Genomic DNA, 23,975 nt, shown 5'->3' with positions numbered 1-23,975 from the left:
TCTCCCTAGTTCTCCCTGTGCAGACCCTGCGCGATGTCGTCTTCCAGTTGCTCCGCGGCGGGCTTGTTCTTGGCGGTGACGTCGATCTGGCCCGTGGCTGCGGCCGTGATGAGGGCGGCTCGGCGCTCGCGAGCGAGGTGGGCAACTTTTTTCGCGTTGGCGACCATGTCGGACATGTACGTAAGTTCGTGGTTCAACGACGCAACGACCCTGTGCTGCTCCTCCAGTGGGGGCATGGGGAGCCTGAAGTTTTTGACCACTGTGGAGTTCGTCGAAGCCAGGTTGGTGGATTGCCGTGCCGTCTGATCGAAGTACACTCGCGCCGGTGTTGCTTCAAGGCCGTAGACGAGAAATTCTGGGGCGAGCAAACTTCCACATCGGAACGTAAAGACGTGATTCTGATGAAGCATGGGGTCGATCTCCGCGGCCCAAATGGCACCACGTCCCAGTTTGTCTCGGTCGCCCCCCTCGGTCATCAACACATCCCCCTCGTGAAGTCGATACCGTTCGGCCTCAGCGATGGGAAGATCAACGGTGGCAATGTCATCAAGACTGACACGGCCAACTTGAACGTTGGCAACGCGAAGATACGGGTAGCTTTCCGTTGCGCCGTCATGGGTCTTCCCGAGTGTTAGTCCGGACCGAAGCTCCCCTCGGTACTTTAGGGCGACTTCTGGCCATTCTGCGTCCATGAATATACGGTCGATGAGACTCCGTCTGCGCAATGCAACGGTATCCACGAGGGATCCAGTGTCGGCAATGAGCGTATCGATTTCGGCGGTCTCGTGGTCGAGGTAGTCCGCGATCATCTTCTGTTCCAATTCAGGAGGAACTGGCAAGCTAATATTTTTCATGGCAGACCATCGAGTGGACCACAAGTCTGCAACAATACCCGAACCGAAGCGGTAGAATTCTTCCTGAAACCCTGTGCTTCTTATGAGGTGGTGTGCAAAGCGTTTATTTATCCGCTCCGGAATCAAGACAGTGTTGATAACAGAAACCGATCCATCTCGAGGTGCTTCTCCTGCGGAGCCCTTGCGGTCGGACCTGCTGTTGATAACAATGTCGCCCTGATGCACGCGTTTTTTGGGTGCGCCATCTACGGAGACGGCCACTTGATCGAGTTGGTCTACCACTCCTGATTTCGTGACCGACAGGGGCGCATCCGTGAGCGACGTGGTCGCTTCATTTCTTTCCCTAAACAGCGATCCGAGAGGTGCCATGCTCCATCCCGAGGGGACGTTCTTCAGCCATAAAGGACGGTGACTATTTCGCATCTCTCTTCACCTCCTCCAGCCGCGCGCGGATGCGGCCCAGGACCTCGTCCAGGTCGCGGTCGATCTCCTCCAGCGGGCGGGGTGGGACGTACTCGTAGAAGTGGCGGGTGAAGGGGATTTCCGCGCCCTCCTTGGTCTTGGACTCGTCGATCCAGGCATCGGGTACGAACGGCTTGACCTCGCGTTCGAGGTACTCGTGAATGTCCTCGTCCCAGGGGACGTTCTCGGTGTCCCGCAATGTCGCATCGGCCTCGGGCTGGTGGAGGCGGCCGGTCTGCAGTTCGCCGCCCTCGTCCCGTTCGCTCAGCTCGTTCACAATCACCTTCACCAGGGCCGGCTTCAACCGCAGACCTGCCTCCGTTGCGGCTTCCATGAACTCATTGGTGAACCGCGCGCGGTTGGTGCTGACCGTGTTGTCTCCACGCTGGGACAGGCCGGTGAGGGCGGAACGGAGCGCAGCGGCGTCGTCGTGAGGGAGCTTGGAGACCTGCTTGGCGGCCATGACGCGCTCGATGCGCTCGGGCGTGCACGCGAAGTTGAGCCGGAGCGGGCGCTCCACCGTGATGGTGCGGTAGAAGAAGTCCTCCGTGCGGAAGATTTTGGAGCGTTTTGTCTCCGCGAAGTCCCGGTAGAGCTGGGCGATCTCCGCGATGTTCTCCGCGGAGAGCTGCTTGCGCTTGGAGCCCACCGACTTGCGCATTTTCACGAACATGTCCGTGGCGTCGATCAGCTGGACCTTGCCGCGGCGTTCCTCGGGCTTGTCCTTGGACAGCAGCCACACGTATGTGGAGATGCCCGTGTTGTAGAACATGTCCGTGGGCAGGCCGATGATGGCCTCCAGGTAGTCGTTCTCCAGGACCCACTTGCGGATGTTCGACTCGCCGGAACCCGCGCCGCCCGTGAACAGCGGGGAGCCGTTGAGCACGATGGCCGCGCGGCCCGCCGCCTGGTTCTCGTCCGCGGAGCCCGGCTCGCGCATCTTGGAGATCATGTGCATGAGGAACAGCAACGAGCCGTCCGAGACGCGGGGCAGGCCCGGGCCGAAGCGGCCGCCGAAGCCCGCGACCGTGTGCTCGCGCTCCACCTCCTTGCGGTTCTGCTTCCAGTCCACCCCGAACGGCGGGTTGGAGAGGCAGTAGTGGAAAGTGCGGCCCCGGAACGCGGGCTCGGTGAGGGTGTTGCCCAGCACGATGTTGTCGATCGGCTGACCCTTGACCACCATGTCCGCCTTGCAGATGGCATAGGACGCAGGGTTGATCTCCTGGCCCAGCAGGTTCACCTGGGCGGACGGGTTCAGGGCGGTGATCTTGTCGTCCGCCACGGAGAGCATGCCGCCGGTGCCGGCCGTGGGGTCGTACACCTCGCGGATCAGGCCGGGGACGGTGAGGTCCGCGTCGTCCGTGAGCAGCAGGGTGACCATGAGGTCGATGACCTCGCGCGGGGTGAAGTGCTCACCCGCCGTCTCGTTGGACGCCTCCGCGAACTTGCGGATCAGCTCTTCGAAGATGTGGCCCATCTGGTCGTTGCTGACGGCGTCCGGGTGCAGGTTGGCCTTGGAGAAGTGCTGGAGGATCTGCAGCAGCAGGTCGTGGTTGGCGAGGTCCACGATGGTGTCCTCGAACCGGTACTTCTGGAAGATCTCCCGCACGTTCGGGGAGAACGCGTTGACGTAGTCCCGGAGGTTCTCTTCCAGGTTGTCCGGATCGCCCTGCATGGACTTGAGGTCGTGCTGGGAGCGGTTAAAGAAGCTGTAGGTGTGGCCTGCACGGTTGCGCAGCATGGCGATGGGCGGCTCCACCCCCACGTACAGGGGGCCGATGGCCTCCAGCACCGCCTCTTTGGTGGGGGCCAGCACCGCATCCAGGCGGAAGAGGACCGTGAACGGCAGGATCACGTCCCCGTACTCGTGCTGCTTGTAGGTGCCGCGGAGGATGTCCGCGGCACCCCAGATGAAGGATGCGTGGTTGAACACTTGTGGGGCCTTACGTGGAGATCGGGAGGGTACTGCCGAGTGTAGGGCGCGGGGGTGCCGGGGGCGCGGAAGCCGGTGGAGCGGCGTCGTGCGGGCGTGGGCGGGAGGTGCCGGGGCGGCGCGGTGCACACCGAAGTCATAACGGGCTGACGCATTTTTATGAGTAACTCAGTTGCTCATAATTTTCGGAAGTCATCTGATCAACTGGCCAGGCGGCGCGAGTGCCTCCTGCGGCTGTGGATCGGGCGGGCGATTCGGAGTGAAGTCTGTTGGCGGATGGGTCGTCGTCACTAGGGTGGGTCCATGCAGATGAATGGAGCGGTCGTTGAGCACGCGGGCCTCTGGCTTGAGAATGCCCTGCAGTCCGGCGAGGGCGACGTGCTGCTGACCAGCCCGTACCTGTCCTTCACGGAGTGCGCACGGGTGGCGCGCGCCGCGCAGGAATCCACTCGGGAGATCATCCTCTGCACCGTCCTGGACCCCTTCGCGGCGGCCCAGGGGTACCTCTCGGTGGAGGGATTGAGAAGGCTTGCCGCCGCTGGGGTGGAGTTGCGCCACGTGAAGCGCTTGCACGCCAAGTGCTTCCTGGTGGGGGATCGGGGACTCGTGGGTTCCGGAAATCTCACGGGCGCTGGCCTGGGATATGCCGTTGAGCCGAATCGCGAAATCGGGGTGGAGGTGGCCCCCGATCAGGTGGTAGCCCTGCGAGAGACCATAGAAGGCTGGCCCGCCCACGTTGTTTCCGACGCAGACCTGGAGGATTTGGAGCAGAGGGCGCGGAGCGACGCTCCCGTGCCGGGGCGGGTGCCGGACCCAGCCGACCCCACTGGATTGCGCCGCGCGGCCGAGCAGGTGCTCCTGGATGCGCAGAATGGGGACCGAGAGCTGTGGATCAAGGTCGAGTACGGGGAGCCAAAGCCGGAGGCATGGTTGGATCCGTACTTCTTTGCGAGCCCCAAAAGCGGTCGCCCGGGGTTCAGGGCTGGCGATCTGGTGTTGATCTGCGCGGGAGACACCAACGACTGTTACGCCATCGTGGAGATAACGGGCGAAGCGGAGTGGAAGACGGACATTCCCCTGTTCCGAGGTCAAGTACGAGATGAGGACGCCATCGAACGCTGGCCCTGGATCAACAGGACCCGCCCTCGTCTGGTGCCACTGCACGACGTGGACTACAAGAAAGCTGACCTGGGCCTTCGCGCCCCGGTGCGGCGGGGCCACATGCGGCTGCGCCTGGACCAGTTCGCGGAGGCCGTGAGGTGTCTGTGTGCCAATGGGGTCGCGCCACGTTCCTGACGCAGGACTCTCGCTGGCTCACGGCGGGGAAACCTTCGTTTCGGCAGCAGCCACCAGTTTCTTCGCCCACTCGATGCACCTCGTCGCGTTCACCACTGTCAGACTCTGGACCCCGTATCCGGCGCGTGTCTTCATCGTGGGCAGGCGGCCCAGGGCGGTGTGGTCACCGCCAGCAGAGCGGAGGTACCGTACGGCGTCAACGTGGTTATCTGCCTTGGAATGTCCTCCCAGGGTGATCAGGCAGAGGGCATCCGAGGCTGCGATCCCAGCATGGATGGCGTTGGTGGCCACGACATCCGCGTACTCGACCTGAGGGTGCATCACCATAATGGTCTCAGCGGCGTCGAGAAATGCCTGTGCATCTGCCAGGCGAGCGAGTGCATCCGATCGAGCGGACATCAGGCTGCCACCGTCAAGCCCAATCGCTGCCGCAGCCACTGCTGGTCTCCGTACACGTGGACACCGTCCCGCAGGATCGAGTCGAAGATCGGTGCGGGCAGGACCTCGGAGATTTCGTAGACCAGAGGGCGAACATCGTTCCCGGTCAGTGCGTTGGCATGGATGGCAAGGTCGTTCAGGTCTTCGAAGAACTCGTCGTCCGGGTCGTCCTCCACGATGACGAGGAGGTCGATGTCGGACTCGTCCCGCATGTCTCCGCGAGCGGCGGAACCGAAGAGTGTGACCTGCACGGGATTGGTGGTCCACTGGGCGATCCGGGACTGCAGCTGGGACAAGAACTGGGCGCGCGCGTTCACCGCCCGGGTCACCACTTCGGCGAGAAGGTGGTCCTTGTTGAGGGAGTACTCCCGCCGGTTCCCGATCGAGCGTTCTCGGACCAGACCCCCGCTGGTAAGCCGCTCCAGGCACTTCCGGGCACCCGAGACGGACCCCCCGATGCCTTTGCTCCGCACCAGCTGGCCCGGGGTGAGGCCATCCTCCTGTGCGAGCGCCAGAAGGGTCTCCGATTCCAGGGTGGGACACAGTGCCCCAAGCGGATTTTGCAGTCTCATGACACCTCCAATCGCTCACTATTGTACGCGTTCGAGTGTCCAATGGGCCCTGTGTCAGCCCCATCCTCTGCCGCCGCCGCCTACCCTGGACCCATGCCCACCCCGTACCTCCCCATCCCCCCACTCTCCGACCTCCTCGACTCCGCCCACGTGGTCTCCCTCCCCATGCGCGTGACCTTCCGCGGCGTCACCGAGCGCGAGACCGTCGTCTTCCGCGGCCCCGCCGGGTGGGGCGAGTTCGGCCCGTTCCCCGAGTACGGGGACGCCGAGGCCGCCGCATGGCTGCGCGCGGGGATCGAGACCGCGTGGCAGGGCTTCCCGGAGCCCGTCCGTGACCGCGTCCCGGTCAACGCCACGGTCCCCGCGGTCCCCGCCGAGCGCGTTGCGGACGTCCTCGGCGGCTACTCCGGTCAGGTCCACGCCGTGAAGATCAAGGTCGCAGAGCGCGGCCAGGGCCTCGCGGACGACGTCGCCCGCGTGGCCGCCGTCCGCCACCTCCTCCCGGACGCCGAGCTGCGGGTGGACGCGAATGCAGGATGGGACGACGACGCCGCCGTGACCGCCCTGGGCGCGCTCAGCGAGTTCCGCCTCGCCTACGCCGAGCAGCCCGTGGCGAGCGTCGAGGGCCTGGCGAGCGTGCGGCGTCGGCTGCGGGAGCAGGGCGTGGGCACCTTGATTGCCGCGGACGAGTCCGTGCGCAAGGCCGAGGACCCGCTGGCCGTTGCGCGCGCGGGTGCCGCGGACCTGATCGTCGTGAAAGTGGCGCCGCTCGGGGGAGTGCGCCGCGCCCTGGAGATCGTGGCGCAGGCTGGACTGCCCGCCGTCGTCAGCTCGGCCATTGACTCCTCCGTGGGGATCCGCGCGGGCGTCGCCCTGGCCGCCGCGCTGCCCGAGCTGCCGCACGCGTGCGGGCTGGGCACCCTCTCGCTCATGGCGGCGGACGTGACCGCCGAGCCCTTGCGCCCCGTGGACGGGCACCTGCCCGTGCGGGACGTCGCCGTGGACGAGGCCCTGCTCGCCGAGCACGCCGTCGCGGGCGAGCGCCGGGACTGGTGGCTGGACCGGCTGCGGCGCACCCACGCCGTGCTGGCGGCAGCCTCGGAGATGTGACCTGGTTAACCCGATGTTTGCCCTCTGGTCGTGGCGTGATCACACCGGGGTGCTGAGGTGATGGGCGGAAACACTCGCTGACATGCACGGACGCATGTCTCACCCAGGGAGCCACTCCATGACCCAAGCACCCGAACGCCGCCGTCTCCTGCCCATGCTGGGCCACGTGAACGGCAAGCGCAGCCCGCTCACGTGCGAGCTCAAGTGCGGCAGCCAGTGCACCACCCCGGACACCAACACCTCCGGCAACGAGTACGTGCAGGACGTCATCTCCGCCGCGATGACCCGCCGCGCCGCCCTCGGGCTCGGTGCCGCCGGAGCCGTCACGGTGGGTCTGGTGGCCGCCACCGCCCAGCCCGCGGAGGCCACGTACGGCTACTGGGGCAAAGGCAAGGCCCGCCTGGACTTCACCCCCATCAAGCCGGTGAACATGACGGTGGACGATCTCAACGTCCCCAAGGGCTACGACTGGTCGCCCATCATCCGCTGGGGCGACCCCCTGTTCTACGACTCCCCGGAGTTCGACCCCAAGAACCAGACCCCGGAGGCGCAGGCCAAGCAGTTCGGCTACAACTCCGACTACCTGGACATCATCCCGGACCCCAACGGGCTCACGGGTGTGCTGGTGAACAACCACGAGTACACCAACGAGAACACCATGTTCCCCACGGGCTACGAGAAGACCAACCTGACCAACATGGTGAAGACCGCCATTCAGGCCCACGGCATGTCGGTCGTGGAGATCACCCGCGCCAAGGTGGGGGAGCCCTGGACCTACGTGCGCGGCGGTGCCCGCAACCGGCGCATCACCCTGACCACCCCGTTCGTGGTGGACGGCCCCGCGGCCGGCTCGGACCTGCTCAAGACGCAGGACGACCCCACGGGCAAGCGCGTGCTGGGCACCCAGAACAACTGCTCGGGCGGCGTGACCCCGTGGGGCACCGTGCTCTCCGGCGAGGAGAACATCCACCAGTACTTCATCACCTCCGGCACCGCCGAGGAGAAGCGCTACGGCTTCCCCACCACCATGCCCTCCCGCCGCTGGCCCGAGGTGGAGAAGCGCTTCGACGCCCGCATCCCGGGGTACAAGAACGAGCCCAACCGCTTCGGCTGGGTGGTGGAGATCGACCCCCAGAACCCGAACTCCGCCCCGCTCAAGCACACCGCAATGGGCCGCTTCAAGCACGAGGGCGCCAACGTGCGCGTGGGCGACGACGGCACCGTGGTGGCGTACTCCGGTGACGATGAGAAGTTCGAGTACATCTACAAGTTCGTCTCCGCCAAGAAGTACAAGAAGGGCGACAAAAAGCACAACATGACCCTCCTGTCCGAGGGCGACCTCTACGTGGCCAGGCTCAAGGGCAACTCGCCCAAGAAGCAGATCACCGGGGACGGCACCCTGCCCAGGGACGGCGAGTTCGACGGCTCCGGCGAGTGGCTGCCGCTGGTCAAGGGCGGCAAGTCCATGATCAAGGGCATGTCCGTGGAGGAGGTGCTCGTCTACACCCGCCTGGCCGCGGACAAGGCCGGGGCCACCAAGATGGACCGCCCCGAGGACGTGGAGCCCAGCCCCCACACCGGCAAGGTGTACGCGGCGCTGACCAACAACTCGGACCGCGGCAAGGCGGGCAAGGCTGGCGTGGACGAGGCCAATCCGAAGACCGGCAACCGGGACGGCTACGTCCTGGAGCTCACCGAGCGCCACAACCTCCCCCAGGCCACGCGCTTCGACTGGAACCTGCTGCTGGTGTGCGGCGACCCCACCAAGGACTCCGGCACGTACTTCGGCGGGTTCCCCAAGGAGAAGGTCTCCCCGATCTCCTGCCCGGACAACGTGGCGTTCGACAAAGCCGGCAACCTGTGGATCTCCACGGACGGCGCGCCCTCCAAGATCGGCTACAACGACGGCCTGTTCAAGGTGACCCTCAACGGCTCGGAGCGCGGCCGCGTGCAGCAGTTCCTGTCCGTCCCGCAGGACGCCGAGACCTGCGGCCCGGTGATCCACGACACCGAGGGCATGGTCTACATCTCCGTGCAGCACCCGGGTGAGGACGGCACGTTCGAGCAGCCCCGCTCGTACTTCCCGGACTACGCCCTGCCCACGCGCCTGGAGCCGGGCGAGTTCTCGATGCCCCGCCCCTCCGTGGTCCAGGTCTTCCGCAAGAACCGGAACAACAAGCCCCAGTTCCCGGGCGGCGTGAGCGACCAGCCGGGCAAGGGCGAGAACCAGGGCAAGAAGCGCAAGAACGGCCAGACCGGGCCCAAGTACCGCGGCTACGAGGACAAGTCCACCCAGGAGCTGCAGCAGCGCGCGCAGCAGGCTCCCAAGAGCTACGAGAGCTGAGACTCTCCGGCTCGGCCTGAGCAGGCGGGCGGGATCGCGGACAGCCGCGGTCCCGCCCGCTTTTCCATGCCCGGCGGACGACGCCGCCCGCGCGCCTTCCGCAGTCCGGTGCGGCCCGCCGGAAACCCGGCCGAGCGGCGTCGTCGTGGTTCGAAAACCGGGTGTGACGTGCGAGGACGCCGGGTATGTGACGTGTTTGTGACGGGGGTTCGTGGGGGTTACCGCGCGGTCTGTACGTTGGAACGACTCGCCTCCCTCTCACCCAAGGAGCACCCCATGACCACCTCCGCAGACACCGGGACCGCGCCCCCCAAGAGCGCGTCCGGACGCGTGCGCGGACCTCGTAAGGGCACCGATCTGGGCCAGTGGAAGGTCAGCGGGCGCACGCCCCTGAACCACAACGAGGAGTTCAAGGCGGAGGAGAACTCGCTCAACGTGCAGCAGCGGATCATCGAGGAGTACTCGAAGACCGGCTACGCCTCGATCCCCGCGGACGACGTCCACGGCCGGTTCCGCTGGCTGGGCCTGTACACGCAGCGCAAGCAGGGCGTGGAGGGTGCCAGCACCTCCAAGCTGGACGCCGAGTCCCTCTCGGACGAGTACTTCATGCAGCGCATCCGCCTGGACGGCGGGCAGCTGAGCACCGAGCAGGCGCGCGTGCTGGGGGAGATCTCCCGGGAGTTCGCGCGCGGCACCGCGGACGTCTCGGACCGGCAGAACATCCAGCTGCACTGGATCCGCATCGAGGACGTCCCCGAGATCTGGGAGCGCCTGGAGGCCGTGGGCCTGACCACCCTGGAGGCCTGCGGTGACACCCCGCGCGTGTTCCTTGGCAGCCCCGTGGCCGGTGTGGAGAAGAACGCCATCATCGACCCCTCGCCGGAGCTGGCCGCGCTGCGCGAGGAGTTCATCGGCAACCCCGAGTACGTGAACCTGCCGCGCAAGTTCAAGACCGCGATCACCGGCAGCCCCACGCTGGACGTGGTGCACGAGATCAACGACGTCAGCTTCGTGGGCGTGAACCACCCCGAGCTGGGCCCCGGATACGACCTGTGGGTGGGCGGGGCGCTGTCCGTGGCGCCGCGGCTCGGCGAGCGCCTGGGCGCGTTTGTCTCCCGCGAGAACGTGGTGCCCGTGTGGGCCGGGGTGTGCGGGATCTTCCGTGACTACGGCTACCGCAAGCAGCGCACCAAGGCCCGCCTGAAGTTCCTGCTGGCCGAGTGGGGCCCAGAGAAGTTCCGGAAGGTGCTGCAGGACGAGTACCTGGGCTTCGAGCTGCCGGACGGTCCCGCCCCGGAGCGCGCGGTGGGCCACTCGGACCACGTGGGCGTGCACGAGCAGGTGGACGGCAACCGGTACGTGGGCTTCGCGCTCACCGCGGGCCGGCTCTCCGGGGACGCGCTCGTGGCCCTGGCCGACGCCGCCGAGGCCGCCGGTTCCCAGCGCATCCGCCTGACCCCGCACCAGAAGGTGCTGGTGCTGGACGTGCCCGAGGACACCGTGGACGGGCTGATCGAGGCCGTGCAGCCCCTGGGACTGCACGCGAAGCCCAGCCCGTTCCGCCGCTCGACCATTGCGTGCACGGGCATCGAGTTCTGCAAGCTCGCATTCGTGGAGACCAAGGGCCTGGCCGCCCGGGTGATCGACGACATGGAGGACCGCCTGGCGGACGTGGAGATCCCCACGCCCATCTCCCTGCACATCAACGGCTGCCCGAACTCGTGCGCCCGCATCCAGACCGCGGACATCGGGCTCAAGGGCCAGTACATCGGGGAGGAGTACGTGTTCCAGGTGCACCTGGGCGGCGGGCTGGCCTCCACCGACCGCGAGGAGGGCGGCCTGGGTCGCACCGTGCGCGGGCTCAAGGTCACAGCGGACGACCTCTCCGACTACGTGGAGCGCGTGACCCGCACCTTCCTGCGGGAGCGCGGCCCGGAACAGTCCTTTGCCGAGTGGGCGCTGAGCGCCGAGGAGGATTCCCTGCGATGACCACCACTGACGTGACGACATCACCCGGGCGCACCCGCTCCACCGAGGAGCTCAAGGCCCTCGTGGAGGAGGCGCGTGAGCGTTTCGGCGAGCGGGACGCGGACCCGGACGAGGTGCTCGCGTGGGCCGCGGAGACCTTCGGGCCCCGCCTGGCGGTGGCGTGCTCCATGGCCTCGGACACCGTGGTGCCCGCACTGGTCAGCACCCACCTCAAGGGGGTGGACGTGCTGTTCCTGGAGACCGGCTACCACTTCCCGGAGACCCTGCAGACCCGCGACGAGTTCGCCCGGGACTGGCCCGTGAACGTGCGCACCCTGCTGCCCGAGCTCACCGTGCCCGAGCAGGACGAGAAGTACGGTGCCCGGCTCCATGACCGTGACCCGGGGCTGTGCTGCGGGATGCGCAAGGTCGCGCCGCTGGACAAGGCCCTGGCCGGGTACGAAGCGTGGGTGACCGGGCTGCGTCGTGAAGAGACGCCGCACCGCGCGAACGCCGCGCCCGTGGAGTGGGACGAGCACCACCAGATGGTCAAGATCAACGCCATTGTGGACTGGACCTTCGACCACGTGGTCGAGTACGCCGAGCAGAACCTGGTGGTGGTCAACCCGCTGCTGAGCCAGGGCTACCCGTCCATCGGGTGCGCCCCGTGCACGCGGAAGGTCGCCCCCGGAGAAGACCCCCGCGCCGGACGCTGGTCCGGCGTGGGCAAGACAGAATGCGGGATCCACCTGTGAGCACCACCACTGCCCCCACTGGTACTGCGCTGACCCAGCTGCAGCGGCTCGAGGCCGAGTCCATCCACATCTTCCGGGAGACCGCGGCGGAGGGCGAGCGCCCCGTGCTGCTGTTCTCCGGCGGCAAGGACTCCGTGGTCATGCTGCACCTGGCCGCCAAGGCCTTCTGGCCCGCACCCATCCCGTTCCCCGTGCTGCACGTGGACACCGGGCACAACTTCCCGGAGGTCCTGGAGTTCCGGGACCGCACGGTGGAGCGCCTGCACATCCGCCTGGAGGTCGCGAAGGTGCAGGACTACCTCGACGACGGCCGGCTCACGGAGCGCCCGGACGGCACCCGGAACCAGCTGCAGACCGTGCCCCTGCTGGACGCCATCACCGAGGGCCGCCACGACGTGGTCTACGGCGGCGCCCGGCGGGACGAGGAGAAGGCCCGCGCCAAGGAGCGGATCATCAGCCTGCGGGACGAGTTCGGCCAGTGGGACCCCCGCAACCAGCGCCCGGAGCTGTGGAGCCTGTACAACACGCGCCACCGCCCCGGGGAGCACGTGCGGGTGTTCCCGCTGTCCAACTGGACCGAGCTGGACATCTGGTCCTACATCACCGAGCAGGGCATCGAGCTGCCCTCCCTCTACTACGCCCACGAGCGGGACGTGGTGAGCCGGGACGGCATGTGGCTGGCCGTGGGCGAGCACGTGAGCCCGCGCGAGGGCGAGACCGTGCAGATCCGCACCGTGCGCTACCGGACGGTGGGGGACATGAGCTGCACGGGCGCCGTCGAGTCCCCGGCCACCACCGCGCAGGACGTGCTGGCCGAGGTCAGGACCAGCACGCTCACCGAGCGCGGGGCCACCCGCGCGGACGACCGCGTGTCCGAGGCCGCCATGGAGGACCGCAAGCGAGAGGGCTACTTCTAGAGATGAGCACCGAGAACCAAGCGAGCCTGCTGCGCATCGCCACGGCCGGCAGCGTGGACGACGGCAAGTCCACCCTGGTGGGGCGGCTGCTGCACGACACCAAGAACATCCTGGTGGACCAGCTGGAGGCCATTGAACGGGTCAGCGAGTCCCGCGGGCTGAGCTCCGCGGACCTGGCGCTGCTGACCGACGGGCTGCGGGCGGAGCGAGAGCAGGGGATCACCATTGACGTGGCCTACCGCTACTTCGCGACCCCCGCACGCAGCTTCATCCTGGCCGACTGCCCCGGCCACGTGCAGTACACGCGCAACACCGTCACGGGGGCGTCCACGGCGGACGCGCTGATCGTGCTGGTGGACGTGACCCACGGGATCGTGGAGCAGACCCGCCGCCACCTGGCCGTGGCCGCGCTGCTGGGCGTGCCGCACCTGATCGTGGCGGTCAACAAGATCGACCTGGTCCCGGACGCACAGGACGCCTTCGAGGCACTGGAACGGGACCTGCATGCGCTCGCGGACGAGCTGGGCGTGCTGGACCTGCAGACCATCCCGGTCTCAGCACTTCGCGGGGACAACGTGGTGGAGACCTCCGAGGCCACCCCGTGGTACGCGGGGCCCTCCTTGCTGGGCTGGCTGGAGAACCTCCCGGACTCCTCGCAGCTCACGCGTTCCGAGCCCTTCGCGCTGCCCGTGCAGACCGTGATCCGCCCGCAGTCCGCCGCGGTGTCCCCGGAGTTCACGGACTACCGCGGCTACGCGGGGCAGATCGCCTCCGGGACCGTGGCCGTGGGCGATTCCGTGGCGGTCCAGCCCGCGGGGCGCACCACCACGGTCACCCGCATCGACGTGGCCGGCGCCCCCGCCGAGCAGGCCGTGGCGGGGCAGTCCGTCACGCTGAGTCTCGCGGACCAGATCGACATCAGCCGCGGCGACCTGATCGCGGCCCCTGCCGAGGCGCCGCAGGGCTCCAAGACCGTGGACGCGGTGGTGTGCTGGCTGGACGACGAGAACCCCCTCCGTGAGGGCCAGCGCGTGCTGCTCAAGCACACCACGCGCGTGGTCCGCGGCATCGTCGGCTCCCTCGACGGGCGCCTGAACTTGGAGAGCCTCGCCGCGGAGTCCGTGGGCGCGTTCGAGCTCAACGACATCGGGCGCGTGAGCATCCGCGTGGCCGAACCCCTGTTCACCACCGCGTACACGGCCTCCCACGCGCTCGGTTCGTTCTTGCTGATCGAACCGCAGTCCGGGCGCACCCAGGCCGCGGGCATGGTCCAGGACGACAGCGTCCACACCCCGGGCGTGCTCGGCAGCCTCCGCGCGGACGCGGGGGAGTGGGCCATCTGAGCCCCGGCTGACGACGCCGCCCGGTCCCGTCCCACGGTGCCGCCGGGTGCGTGCCGTGCCCGGCGCCGTCGCGCCCGCAGGAGACGGTCGCGCCGCCCGTTCCGGTTCCACGGTGCCGCCGGGCGGCTGCCGTGCCCGGCGCCGTCGACCGGTCCGTCTGCGTCGGTGCGGCTGAGTACCCTCGGGAGGGTGATCACCCCCAGCATCCTCACGGCCACCACGGTTCTGCGCGCGCTCGCGGAGCGCGGAATGCGGCACCTGGTGGTGTCTCCCGGCTCGCGCTCTGCGCCGCTGGCCTACGCCGCGGCCGCCGCCCACGCGAGCGGTGCGCTGAGCGTGCACGTGCGGATCGACGAGCGGGACGCCGCGTTCACCGCCCTCGGGGTCGCGCGTTCCACGGGCCACCCGTGCGGCGTGCTCACCACGAGCGGCACCGCCGTGGGTGAGCTGCTGCCCGCCGTGATGGAGGCCTCCCACGCGGGGGTGCCCGTGGTGGTGCTCAGCGCGGACCGCCCGCCCGAGCTGCGCGGCACCGGTGCCAACCAGACCACGCGCCAGCCCGGGATGTTCAGCACCTTCGTGCGCGCGGAGGTGGACGTGCTGCCCCCGGACGGGACCGGGACCGAGGCCGAGCAGCGCGCCGAGATCGCCGCCGCCCTGCAGCCCCCGCTCGCCGCGCTGGCCGGAAGCCGGGACGCCGCGCCGGGTCCGGTGCAGCTCAACATCGCCCTGCGGGACCCCCTCTACCCCGTCTCGGACGAGGACCACGAGCACCTCAAGGACTGGGCCCGGGAACTGGCCGCAGAGCTGCGCGGCACCCGGCCCGACGGCCCCTCCGATCTCACGGCCCACCCGTGGTCGGTGCTTCCCGAACCGTTCCTGCCCGCCGAACTGTCGACCGACGGCGCCCCGACCGCACCGCTCCGCGACTCGAGCACGGCCTCAGCACCTTCCCATCCCGTGGTCTTCGCGGGCGACGGCGCCGGGCGGGCCGCCGCTCGATTCGCCCGCGAGCACGGCATCCCCCTGCTTGCGGAGCCCTCCTCGAACGCCCGCGAGGGGGAGGCGGTCGCCTCCTACGAGAGCCTCCTGGACACCGCCCTCGGGCGGCAGGTCGACACCGTGGTGCTCGTGGGACGGCCCACCTTGAGCCGCGCGGTCTCCGCCCTGCTCAAGCGTCCCGGCGTGCAGATGGTGGCGGTGCGCCCGGAGCCTACACCGTGGTTCGAGCCGGGGCGCCGCCCCGAGACCGAGGTGCGTGGCTTCGCGGAGGCCGCGAGCGCCGTCGGGACCGTGGCCGAGGGCTGGCTCGGTGCGTGGCGCGAGGCGGGGGACGCCGCCGACGCCGCGGTGCTGCGCTACGCGGACGGCCAGGAGCAGCTGACCCGGCTGCACGTGGCCCGCGCGGTGTGGGACGCGAGCTGCCGGGACGGTTCCGTGCTGGTGGTGGGTTCCTCCACGGTGGTGCGGGACGTGGACCTCGTGGCGCGGGCGGACTCGCCCGTGCCCGTGATCGCGAACCGGGGTCTGGCCGGGATCGACGGCACGGTGGCCACCGCGTTCGGCGTGGGGCTGGGCACCGGGCGCCCGGTGCGCGCCGTCATGGGAGACCTCACGTTCCTGCACGACGCCGGCGGGCTGCTCGTGGGCCCGGGGGAACAGGTTCCGGACGCGCACCTGGTGGTGGTCAACGACTCCGGCGGGGGAATCTTCCAGACCCTCGAGCACGGAGGGCTGGGCCTGGACGAGCGCTACACCGCGGCCGTGGAGCGGTTCTTCGGGACCCCGCACCGGGCGGGGGTCGCGCAGCTGTGCGCGGCGTACAGCGTCGAGCACGTGCGCGTGGACACGGTTGAAGACCTGACCGCGGCGCTCGCGGAGCCCGTGGGGGGCCGCAGAGTCATCGAGGTACCGGTGTCCCGGGAGACCCTGCGGGACGTCAACGCGGCCGCGCGGCAGGCGGGAGCGCGGGCGGCGCAGGAGCACCTCGCGGGCGGCTGAGCCGCGCCGCGGCCGCGGCGGTGACCCCGCTGGCGCGGGGTGCGGGGCCGCTCGTTAGCATGGCGTCATGAGTGAACAGACCGCACAGCAGAGCACCCCTCGCACCGCCCTGGTCACGGGCGCCACCCGCGGCATCGGCCGGGCCATCGCCCGGGACCTCGCCGCCGACCACGTGGTGTTCGTGGGAGGACGCTCCGCCGAGGACGTCGAGCGCGTGCGCGCGGAGCTCGCCGGCGTGGGCCCCGGGACCCGCCCGTTCGTGGCGGACGTGACCGACGACGAGCAGGTGGCCGCCGCCTGGGCACCCCTGCGGGACGAGTTCGGGGCGCTGAACGTCCTGGTGCACTCGGCGGGCATCGCCCCGCAGTCCCTCGTGGCGGACGCGCCCCGCAAGATGTGGGAGCAGATCTTCGACGTCAACGTGATCTCCGTGGCGCAGCTGACCCGGCTCACCCTGCCCGAGCTGCGCGCGGCTCAGGGGGACGTGGTGGCCATCAACTCCGGCTCGGGGTTCACGTCCCGGGCGTCCTCCGCGCTGTACTCCGGCACCAAGTTCGCGCTGCGTGCCCTCACGGACGCGCTGCGCGAGGAGGAGCGCGAGCACGGCGTGCGCGTGGCGTCGGTGCACCCGGGCCGCGTGGCCACGGACATGCAGGAGCAGCTGCACGAGTACATGGGCCAGGAGTACCGCCCGGAGGAGTGGATCCAGCCCGAGCAGATCGCCGCCGCGGTCCGCATGGCGGTGGACGCCGAGCGCACCTCCGAGGTGGAGGTCATCTCCGTGCGCCCCTCCGGGATGCGCTGAGCACCACCGGCCCGGGGTGCCGGGAGAGCTCCGGGCGGGTGCGCCCGGAGGGTGCTACATGCCCATCCACTCCTGCCTGAGGCGGTCCACGGTGCCGTCCTTCGTGACCCGGTCCAGGGTGCGGTTCACGGCGTCGAGGACCTCGGTGTTGCCCTTCTTGACGGCCACACCGAGGTTCTCGTTGGTGTCCACGGTCTGCACGAGCCGCAGCTCCGGACGCTTCTTCGCCTCCTGGGAGAGCGTGGAGATGTTTCCGGAGACCGCCTTGACCTGACCGCCCTGCAGGGCCGAGAACATCCGGTCCAGATCCTCGAACTCCCGCACCTTCAGCTTCTTGTGCCGCGCGTACTTCTCACCGGAGGTGGCGTGCTGGACCCCCACGGTGCTGCTGCCCACCGAGTCGAAGCCGGTGATACCGGAACCCTCGGCGGTCAGCAGCGCGATCTGGTCGTTGAAGTAGGGCTGCGAGAAGTCCACGGCCTCACGGCGCCGTTCGGTGATGGTCATCCCGGAGATGGCAGCGTCACACCGTCCCTCGTTCAGGGCCTCACCGGATTCCAGGGTGTGGAAGTCCGCCTGCACCACGGTGAGTGTGCGGCCCATGTCCCGGGCGATCTCGTGGCCCAGGGACATGTCGAACCCCACGGTCTCGCCGTCGCGCTCGAACTCGAACGGGGCGTAGGGGGAGTTGGTGCAGACACGGAAGGCCTCGGGGGAAGGGCTCTGCTGGGCCTCCTCCTGCGCGGAGGATCCACACCCGGCCAGCACCACGGTGGCCGCGCAGACGGCGGCGACCGCGGATGCAGTGCGACGTGGCGCTGGCATGGGGACTCCTCATCGAGTGGCCTGGACCTGTGGCGATCGTACTATGCGGCCTCGTGGCCCCGGCCGGATCCGCTACCCCTGGCTGCGCGCGGGCAGCGCCTCCAGCATGGGACGCAGCTTGGCCCACGTCTCGGCGAGCTCGGCCCGCGGATCGGACTCCGCCACGATCCCGCAGCCCGCGCTCACCCGCGCCCGGTGCCCGTCCAGCTGGACCGCCCCGCGCAGGGCGATGCCCCACTCGCCGTTGCCGGCGCCGTCGAGCCAGCCCACGGGGCCCGCGTAGAGGCCGCGGTCCATGCGTTCGAGGTCCTCGATGACCGCGCCCGCGGTCTCGGTGGGGGTTCCGCACACCGCGGCGGTGGGGTGCACGGCCTCCGCGAGCTCCAGCGCAGAGGGCAGCGTGCCGTCCACGCCGGTGCGCAGCTGCGCGGTGACGTCCGAGGCCAGGTGCCACACGTTGGGCAGCGCCAGGATGAACGGGTGCTCGCCGCCGGAGACCTCGTCCGCGTACGGGGACAGTCCTGCCACCAGGGAGTCCACGGCAAAGCGGTGCTCGCGCTGCTGCTTCTCGGACCCGCCCAGCTCGGTGCCCGCGAAGTCCTCCGGGTTCGCACCCTCGGGGAGGTCCTGGCGGTCCAGGGTCCCCGCGAGCACACGGGCCGTCGCGGTGCCGCGGTGCACGCGGATGAGCATCTCCGGGGTGGCGCCGAGCAGGCGCCCCGCGCACGGCGAGTCCTCCTCGCCCAGGCGCACGCAGTACGTCCAGCACGTGTCGAAGCGCTCGCTCAGCCGCCCGAGCACCCCGCCCAGGTCGATGTCCGCGCCGGTGTCCACCACCACGTCCCGCGCGAGCACGAGCTTGTCCAGCTCTCCGGCGCGGATCATGCCCACGCCGTCCGCCACGGCCGCCATCCACTGCTCCTCGTCCAGCGCACCGGGCACCGCCGTGGGGTGCGACGACGCCGCCCGGCCGGCATCCGCGCGAGGCGGCGCGGCGGCGTCGTGCCCGGCGGGGGCAGCGTGCCCGGCGGGGGTGACGCGCGCGAGACGTCGCCAGGCGGCGTCGAGGTCCGAGACCGTGGGGGAGGGGTCGGTGGTGACGAGCGTGAGCCAGGCGGTGTCCCCGCTGGTGCTCACCACGAGCTCGGGCACCATGAGCCCGGAGTCCACGGTGGAGGACGGGGCGAACGCGAACGCACCGAAGGCCAGCAGCCCGGTGCCCGGGCGCCGCACCTCGTCCGTGACGCGCGCGGAGTCCCGCACGGCGTCCCACCACACCCGCGCGGACGTGAACCGCGTGCCGCCGCGCACCCGGTAGGCCGCGGTGCGCCCGAGGCCCACGAGGCCCTGGCCGCGCACGATCCACGTGGCGGGGTCCTCGCTGCCGAGCAGGCGGCGCACGTCCGGGTCGCGCGCGAAGTCCGAGGCGGCGGGGACGTCCGAGAGGGGGAGGGTGAGCGCGCTCAGACGGGGCGCGGGGAACTCTGGTGTCATCGCCCACCAGCATAGGACGCGCTGGGCACCGGTGCTGCCGCTCCCCAGCCCGCCTCTGCGCCCTGCCCCCTCACGGGATCCCGGCCCCCGTGGTGCGCAATGACGGGCTCGAGGCCCGCACCGGAGCCCGACCGCGAGGGGGAGCCGGGGGCGGTGGGTGAGCGGGCGGCGTCGGCGGGCAGTGACACAATGGTCCGTGGATTCCAGGGGGTCTCGCGTGCCGGCCGGCGCGCACCCGGGGTGCACGAGGACGCGGAGGGCTGCGGCGCAGTGAAGGTTCTGATCAGCGGGGGCGGTCCCGCCGGCGCCACGGCGGCGTACTGGCTCGCGAGCCAGGGCATCCCCGTGACCGTCCTGGAGAAGACGGGCTACCCGCGGGAGAAGGTCTGCGGGGACGGGCTCACCCCGCGCGCCGTGCAGCAGATGCGGCTCATGGGACTGCCCCACGGCGAGGCCGAGGGCTACACGCGCAACCAGGGGCTGCGGCTCGTGGCGGCCGGGCGCACCGTGGAGTTCCCCTGGCCCGAGCTCACCGACTTCCCCTCCTACGGCCTGGTCCGCACCCGCGCGGGCTTCGACGAGGACATCATCCGCCACGCGCAGCGGGCCGGTGCGCACGTGGTCGAGCACCGTGCCGTGAAGGACGTCCTGCGGGACGGCACCGGGCGCGTGGTGGGCGTGCGCGCCACCGTGATGGACCCCGCCACCGGCCGCCGCACCGCGGAGACCGAGGAGCACACCGCGGACCTCGTGCTGGCCGCGGACGGGAACTCCACCCGCACCGCCGTGGCGGCGGGCCTGCACCGGCGCACCGACCGGCCCATGGGCGTGGCCGTGCGCACCTACTACCGCTCCCCGCGCTCCGCGCTGGACTGGATGGAGGGCTGGCTGGAGCTGCAGGACGGCACCTCCCCGCAGCGCTCGCTGCTGCCCGGCTACGGCTGGGTGTTCGGCGTGGGGGACGGCACCGCGAACGTGGGCCTCGGCATCCTGGACACCTCCCCCGCCTTCGGCACGCTGGACTACCGCACGGTGCTGCGCGACTGGGTGGCCTCCATGCCCGCGGACTGGACCTTCGACCCCGAGCACCAGGTGGGGCGCATCGGCTCCGCCGCCCTGCCCATGGCCGGCAACCGCACCCCCCACTACGTCCCCGGCCTGATGCTCCTGGGCGACGCCGCCGGGCTCGTCTCCCCGTTCAACGGCGAGGGGATCTCCAACGCCATGGAGTCCGGGCTCTTCGCCGCGTCCTGCATCCTGGACGCCGCCGGTGCCAACGGCTCTCAGCAGCGCGAGAACGCCCTGGCCCGCTACCCGCAGCTCGTGCGCGACGAGTGGGGAGCCCACTTCACGCAGGGCAGGGTGCTCGCCGAGCTCATCGGCCACCCCGCGGTGCTCTCCGCGGCGGTGCGCGCCGGGATGCACGTGCCCGCCCTGATGCGCTTCGCCGTGCAGGTGATGACCGAGCTCTCGGACCACCCCGCGCGGACCGTGACGGACCGCGCCATCGCGGTGCTGGACGCGCTGACGCCCGCGCGCTGAATTGTCGATAGAGTGGTGCACCGTGACTGATCCCAGCCGCCCCGAGGCCTCCCCGCGCCTGCCCGCGGGGTTCGAACTCATCGCCCAGGACCCTCGTCTGGGTCCCCTCATGCTGCGCTCGCTCGAGCGCGTGGAGGAGCGCCTGGGCGAAGCGGTGCGCTCCACGGACCAGCTGGCGGACGTCACCGCGCGCCACCTGCTCAACGCCGGCGGCAAGCGCATCCGGCCCCTGCTCGCGCTGCTCGCGGCGGAAGTGGCCGGGTCCGTGAACGAGGACGTCGTCGAGGCCGCGGTGGTGGTGGAACTGACCCACCTGGCCTCCCTCTACCACGACGACGTCATGGACTCCGCCCCCATGCGCCGGGGCGTGGAGACCGCGCACACCGTGTGGGGCAACACGGTGGCCATCCTCACCGGGGACATGATCTTCGCGCGGGCCTCGTCCATGGTGTCCGAGCTCGGCCAGGAGTCCCTCATGATCCAGGCCCGCACCTTCGAGCGGCTGGTCATCGGCCAGCTGCGTGAGACGGCCGGACCCGCCGAGGGGGACGACCCCGTGGAGCACTACCTGGACGTCATCGCGGGCAAGACCGGCTCGCTGATCGCCGCGAGCGGCCAGTACGGCGCCCTGCTCGGTGGTGCCCCCGCCTCCGTGGTGGACCTCATGGTGGTCTACGGCGAGAAGCTGGGGCTCGCGTTCCAGCTCGCGGACGACATCATCGACCTCACCGGCCACCCGGACGTCTCCGGCAAGACCCGCGGCACGGACCTGCGCGAGGGCGTGGACACGCTGCCCGTGCTGCTGCTGCGCCGCGAGGCCGTGGGAACCGACGCGCAGGCGGCGGCCTCGGCGCGCGAGGTGCTCGCCCTCGTGGACGGGGACCTCTCCGAGGACGAGGCGCTCGCCCGCGCCGTGGACGCCGTGTCCGAGCACCCGGTCTCCGCAGAGGCCTGGCGGATCGCGAACCAGTGGGCGGACGAGGCCATCGAGGCGCTCGCGCCCCTGGACGATTCCGTGGCCAAGTCCGCACTCCGTGAATTCGCCCACGCGGTGGTCCACAGAACCGGCTGAGTTGTCAGTATCCTTGGGACATTCACGATCCGCTTGCGTGCCCCGGGACCCCGGTGGCCGCGTCTATGGGACGAATTCCCCCGTGAGGTTCACACATGACCACTGACACACCACAGGGTGGCGCCGCGAAGGAAGCCTTCTCCGGCCGCACCATGTTCATCCTCGCCGCCATCGGCTCGGCCGTGGGCCTGGGCAACATCTGGCGCTTCCCGTACGTCGCCTACGAGAACGGCGGCGGCGCCTTCATCATCCCCTACCTGGTGGCACTGCTCACCGCGGGCATTCCCCTGCTCATGCTGGACTACGCGATCGGGCACCGCTACCGCGGTTCCGCCCCGCTGTCCTTCCGGCGGCTGCACCCCAAGCTCGAGACCATTGGCTGGTGGCAGCTCGGGATCTGCGTGGTCATCGCGGTCTACTACGCGCTGATCATCGGCTGGGCCATGCAGTACACCGTGTTCTCCTTCACCAAGGCGTGGGGGGACGATCCCGCCTCGTTCTTCATGTCGGACTACATGCAGGTCTCGGACGAGGTGACCATCGGCTTCGACTACATCTGGCCCGTGCTCCTGGTGACCGCGATCGCCTGGGTCGTGCTGCTCGTGGTGCTGATGATGGGCGTGCAGAACGGCATCGGCAAGCTCAACGTGGTGCTCCTGCCGCTGCTCGTGGTCATGTTCCTCATCATGGTGGTCATGGCCGTCACGCTGCCGGGCGCCTCCGCCGGGCTCAACGCGCTGTTCACCCCCAACTGGGAGGCCCTGGGCGACTCCTCCGTGTGGGTGGCCGCCTACGGGCAGATCTTCTTCTCCCTCTCCGTGGGCTTCGGCATCATGGTCACCTACGCGTCCTACCTCAAGCCCCGCTCGGACCTCTCCGGCTCGGCCCTGGTGGTGGGCTTCGCGAACTCCTCGTTCGAGATCCTCGCCGGCATCGGCGTGTTCGCCGCCCTGGGCTTCATGGCCACAGCTTCCGGCGTGGGCGTGGACGAGGTGGCCACGTCCGGCATCGGCCTGGCGTTCATCGCCTTCCCGGCCATCATCTCCGAGGCGCCGTTCGGCACCGTTCTGGGCGTGCTGTTCTTCGGCGCCCTGTCCTTCGCGGGCTTCACGTCCCTGATCTCCATCGTGGAGGTCATCGTGGCGGGCGTGCGGGACAAGCTCGGGCTCTCCCGCAAGGCGGCCGTGGCCACGGTGGTCCTGCCCCTCGCGGCCGTGTCCCTGCTGTTCTTCCCCACCACCACGGGGCTGAACCTGCTGGACGTGGTGGACGCGTTCGTGAACAACTTCGGCATCGTCACGGCCGCGCTGGTCTCGGTGCTGCTGCTCACCTCCGGGTTCACCGCGCTGCCCACGCTGCGCGACCACATCAACTCGGTCTCGTCCTTCAAGCTGGGGCGCACCTGGATGATCATGGCCGGCGGTGTGACCCCGGTGATCCTGGGCTACATCCTCATCGACCAGCTCACGCAGACCGTGGCCGAGGGCTACAACGACATGCCGCAGTGGTTCGTGAACGTGTTCGGCTGGGGCATGGCGGTCGGTCTCATCGTGATCTCCTACTTGATCTCCCGGCTGCCGTGGAGCAGGCGCACGTCGGAGGCCTTCACCAGCCCGGCACCCTCGGTGCAGGACGCCTACCTGGACCGCAAGGCGCTGGAGAACCAGGAGTCCCTGACCCACTACCCGGACACCGCCGGGCGCACCCCGGCGCTGGGCCAGGACTTCTCCCTGCGCGCCATCTACCGCGGCACCGTGGTCCGGCGGAGGATGCCCTGGTCGCGCTCGAGCACCGAGCGCGACACCCGGGCGACCACCTCCGCGGGCGCCACGTCCCGCCACACCGAAGGAGACAACCGATGAACGGCACCGCAATCGTCATGATGGTCGTGGCCATGGTCCTGGTGTGGGGCGGACTGGTGCTTGCGCTGATCAACATCAAGCGCTCTCCCGAGCTGGAGGACGAGATCGACACGCCCGCCGAGGACGAGGGCGAGCTCGCTGAGGCGCACCACGGGGGCATCGACGACGCCGCCGGGCGGCCGAGCACGTCGGCCGAGGACCCGCGCGACCTGCGCGGTGAACCGCGCCCCGCAGGTGAGGGTGCCCAGGCTCCCGAGCAGGCCACGGGCCGCCACCTCTGACCCGACCCTCCTACGCACGAAGGCCACTCCCGGAGATCTCCGGGAGTGGCCTTCGTCGTCCCCGGGGGCGGTTCGGCCGCGGGCTCGCCGCGACGGGGTGC

The 23,975-nt window shown here is 69.7% G+C and carries 19 protein-coding genes; 13 read left to right on the top strand and 6 right to left on the bottom strand.

All coding sequences use genetic code 11. The features are described from left to right. Window positions 1-5: 5 nt before the first annotated feature. Both HMPREF2833_RS12345 and HMPREF2833_RS05235 read right to left on the bottom strand, forming a co-directional pair. Entirely contained in the window at window positions 6-1,223 is a 1,218-nt protein-coding gene (locus tag HMPREF2833_RS12345; RefSeq protein WP_168165714.1) for a restriction endonuclease subunit S, read from the bottom strand. Between the two features lie 43 nt (window positions 1,224-1,266). Then, window positions 1,267-3,249 carry a type I restriction-modification system subunit M gene (locus tag HMPREF2833_RS05235; protein WP_070636814.1) on the bottom strand — a complete coding sequence of 661 codons (1,983 nt, stop codon included), beginning with the start codon at window positions 3,247-3,249 and terminating at the stop codon, window positions 1,267-1,269. 303 nt (window positions 3,250-3,552) lie between these two features. Between HMPREF2833_RS05235 and HMPREF2833_RS05230 the strand changes: the two genes are divergently transcribed. Beyond that, on the top strand, window positions 3,553-4,545 hold the full coding sequence (locus tag HMPREF2833_RS05230) for a phospholipase D-like domain-containing protein (RefSeq protein WP_070636813.1): 993 nt from the start codon (window positions 3,553-3,555) through the stop codon (window positions 4,543-4,545). An 18-nt stretch (window positions 4,546-4,563) separates the two neighbouring features. On the opposite strand, the gene HMPREF2833_RS05225 is transcribed toward HMPREF2833_RS05230, so the two are convergent. Continuing rightward, window positions 4,564-4,944 carry a hypothetical protein gene (locus tag HMPREF2833_RS05225; RefSeq protein WP_070636812.1) on the bottom strand — a complete coding sequence of 127 codons (381 nt, stop codon included), beginning with the start codon at window positions 4,942-4,944 and terminating at the stop codon, window positions 4,564-4,566. Further along, window positions 4,944-5,555 carry a nucleotidyltransferase domain-containing protein gene (locus HMPREF2833_RS05220; protein WP_070636811.1) on the bottom strand — a complete coding sequence of 204 codons (612 nt, stop codon included), beginning with the start codon at window positions 5,553-5,555 and terminating at the stop codon, window positions 4,944-4,946. The genes HMPREF2833_RS05225 and HMPREF2833_RS05220 overlap by 1 nt, the downstream gene beginning before the upstream one ends. A gap of 93 nt (window positions 5,556-5,648) precedes the next feature. Between HMPREF2833_RS05220 and HMPREF2833_RS05215 the strand changes: the two genes are divergently transcribed. The 8 genes from HMPREF2833_RS05215 (at window position 5,649) to HMPREF2833_RS05180 (ending at window position 16,798) form a co-directional block, all read left to right on the top strand. Further along, window positions 5,649-6,665: an o-succinylbenzoate synthase gene (locus HMPREF2833_RS05215; protein WP_019311154.1), complete on the top strand. Its 1,017-nt coding sequence runs from the start codon at window positions 5,649-5,651 to the stop codon at window positions 6,663-6,665. Window positions 6,666-6,783: 118 nt separating this feature from the next. Then, on the top strand, window positions 6,784-9,009 hold the full coding sequence (locus HMPREF2833_RS05210; protein WP_070636810.1) for a PhoX family protein: 2,226 nt from the start codon (window positions 6,784-6,786) through the stop codon (window positions 9,007-9,009). Between the two features lie 276 nt (window positions 9,010-9,285). Continuing rightward, the gene (locus HMPREF2833_RS05205) at window positions 9,286-10,998 is read left to right on the top strand and encodes a nitrite/sulfite reductase (protein WP_059281608.1); all 1,713 of its coding nucleotides are present in this window, start codon (window positions 9,286-9,288) and stop codon (window positions 10,996-10,998) included. Further along, a complete protein-coding gene (locus tag HMPREF2833_RS05200; protein ID WP_059281607.1) occupies window positions 10,995-11,732 on the top strand; it encodes a phosphoadenylyl-sulfate reductase in 738 nt (245 codons plus the stop codon). The genes HMPREF2833_RS05205 and HMPREF2833_RS05200 overlap by 4 nt, the downstream gene beginning before the upstream one ends. Further along, on the top strand, window positions 11,714-12,649 hold the full coding sequence (cysD, locus tag HMPREF2833_RS05195) for a sulfate adenylyltransferase subunit CysD (RefSeq protein ID WP_059281606.1): 936 nt from the start codon (window positions 11,714-11,716) through the stop codon (window positions 12,647-12,649). Before HMPREF2833_RS05200 ends, cysD begins: the two co-directional genes overlap by 19 nt. A 2-nt stretch (window positions 12,650-12,651) precedes the next feature. Next, window positions 12,652-13,992, top strand: a complete 1,341-nt coding sequence (locus tag HMPREF2833_RS05190) for a sulfate adenylyltransferase subunit 1 (protein WP_019311226.1) — start codon at window positions 12,652-12,654, stop codon at window positions 13,990-13,992. A gap of 189 nt (window positions 13,993-14,181) precedes the next feature. Then, window positions 14,182-15,993 carry a 2-succinyl-5-enolpyruvyl-6-hydroxy-3-cyclohexene-1-carboxylic-acid synthase gene (gene menD, locus HMPREF2833_RS05185; protein WP_019311225.1) on the top strand — a complete coding sequence of 604 codons (1,812 nt, stop codon included), beginning with the start codon at window positions 14,182-14,184 and terminating at the stop codon, window positions 15,991-15,993. Window positions 15,994-16,060: 67 nt separating this feature from the next. Next, a complete protein-coding gene (locus HMPREF2833_RS05180; RefSeq protein WP_019311224.1) occupies window positions 16,061-16,798 on the top strand; it encodes an SDR family oxidoreductase in 738 nt (245 codons plus the stop codon). Window positions 16,799-16,852: 54 nt separating this feature from the next. Here the strand turns inward: HMPREF2833_RS05180 and HMPREF2833_RS05175 are convergent, their stop codons facing one another. After that, window positions 16,853-17,623, bottom strand: a complete 771-nt coding sequence (locus tag HMPREF2833_RS05175; protein WP_019311223.1) for an ABC transporter substrate-binding protein — start codon at window positions 17,621-17,623, stop codon at window positions 16,853-16,855. A 72-nt stretch (window positions 17,624-17,695) separates the two neighbouring features. After that, on the bottom strand, window positions 17,696-19,117 hold the full coding sequence (locus tag HMPREF2833_RS05170; protein ID WP_070636809.1) for an isochorismate synthase: 1,422 nt from the start codon (window positions 19,115-19,117) through the stop codon (window positions 17,696-17,698). 270 nt (window positions 19,118-19,387) lie between these two features. Here HMPREF2833_RS05170 and HMPREF2833_RS05165 point away from each other — a divergent pair, with 270 nt between their 5' ends. The 4 genes from HMPREF2833_RS05165 (at window position 19,388) to HMPREF2833_RS05150 (ending at window position 23,874) form a co-directional block, all read left to right on the top strand. Continuing rightward, window positions 19,388-20,659 carry a geranylgeranyl reductase family protein gene (locus HMPREF2833_RS05165; RefSeq protein ID WP_029603669.1) on the top strand — a complete coding sequence of 424 codons (1,272 nt, stop codon included), beginning with the start codon at window positions 19,388-19,390 and terminating at the stop codon, window positions 20,657-20,659. A 109-nt stretch (window positions 20,660-20,768) separates the two neighbouring features. Then, a complete protein-coding gene (locus HMPREF2833_RS05160) occupies window positions 20,769-21,731 on the top strand; it encodes a polyprenyl synthetase family protein (protein ID WP_100205783.1) in 963 nt (320 codons plus the stop codon). A 95-nt stretch (window positions 21,732-21,826) separates the two neighbouring features. Next, complete coding sequence (locus HMPREF2833_RS05155) at window positions 21,827-23,593, top strand: sodium-dependent transporter (RefSeq protein WP_019311219.1); 1,767 nt, start codon at window positions 21,827-21,829, stop codon at window positions 23,591-23,593. Beyond that, a complete protein-coding gene (locus tag HMPREF2833_RS05150; RefSeq protein WP_019311218.1) occupies window positions 23,590-23,874 on the top strand; it encodes a methionine/alanine import family NSS transporter small subunit in 285 nt (94 codons plus the stop codon). Before HMPREF2833_RS05155 ends, HMPREF2833_RS05150 begins: the two co-directional genes overlap by 4 nt. The last annotated feature ends 101 nt before the right edge of the window (window positions 23,875-23,975 follow it).

This window comes from Kocuria sp. HMSC066H03 (assembly GCF_001812045.1).
Classification (GTDB): domain Bacteria; phylum Actinomycetota; class Actinomycetes; order Actinomycetales; family Micrococcaceae; genus Kocuria; species Kocuria rhizophila.
This window is presented reverse-complemented; position numbering and strand designations above follow the sequence as displayed.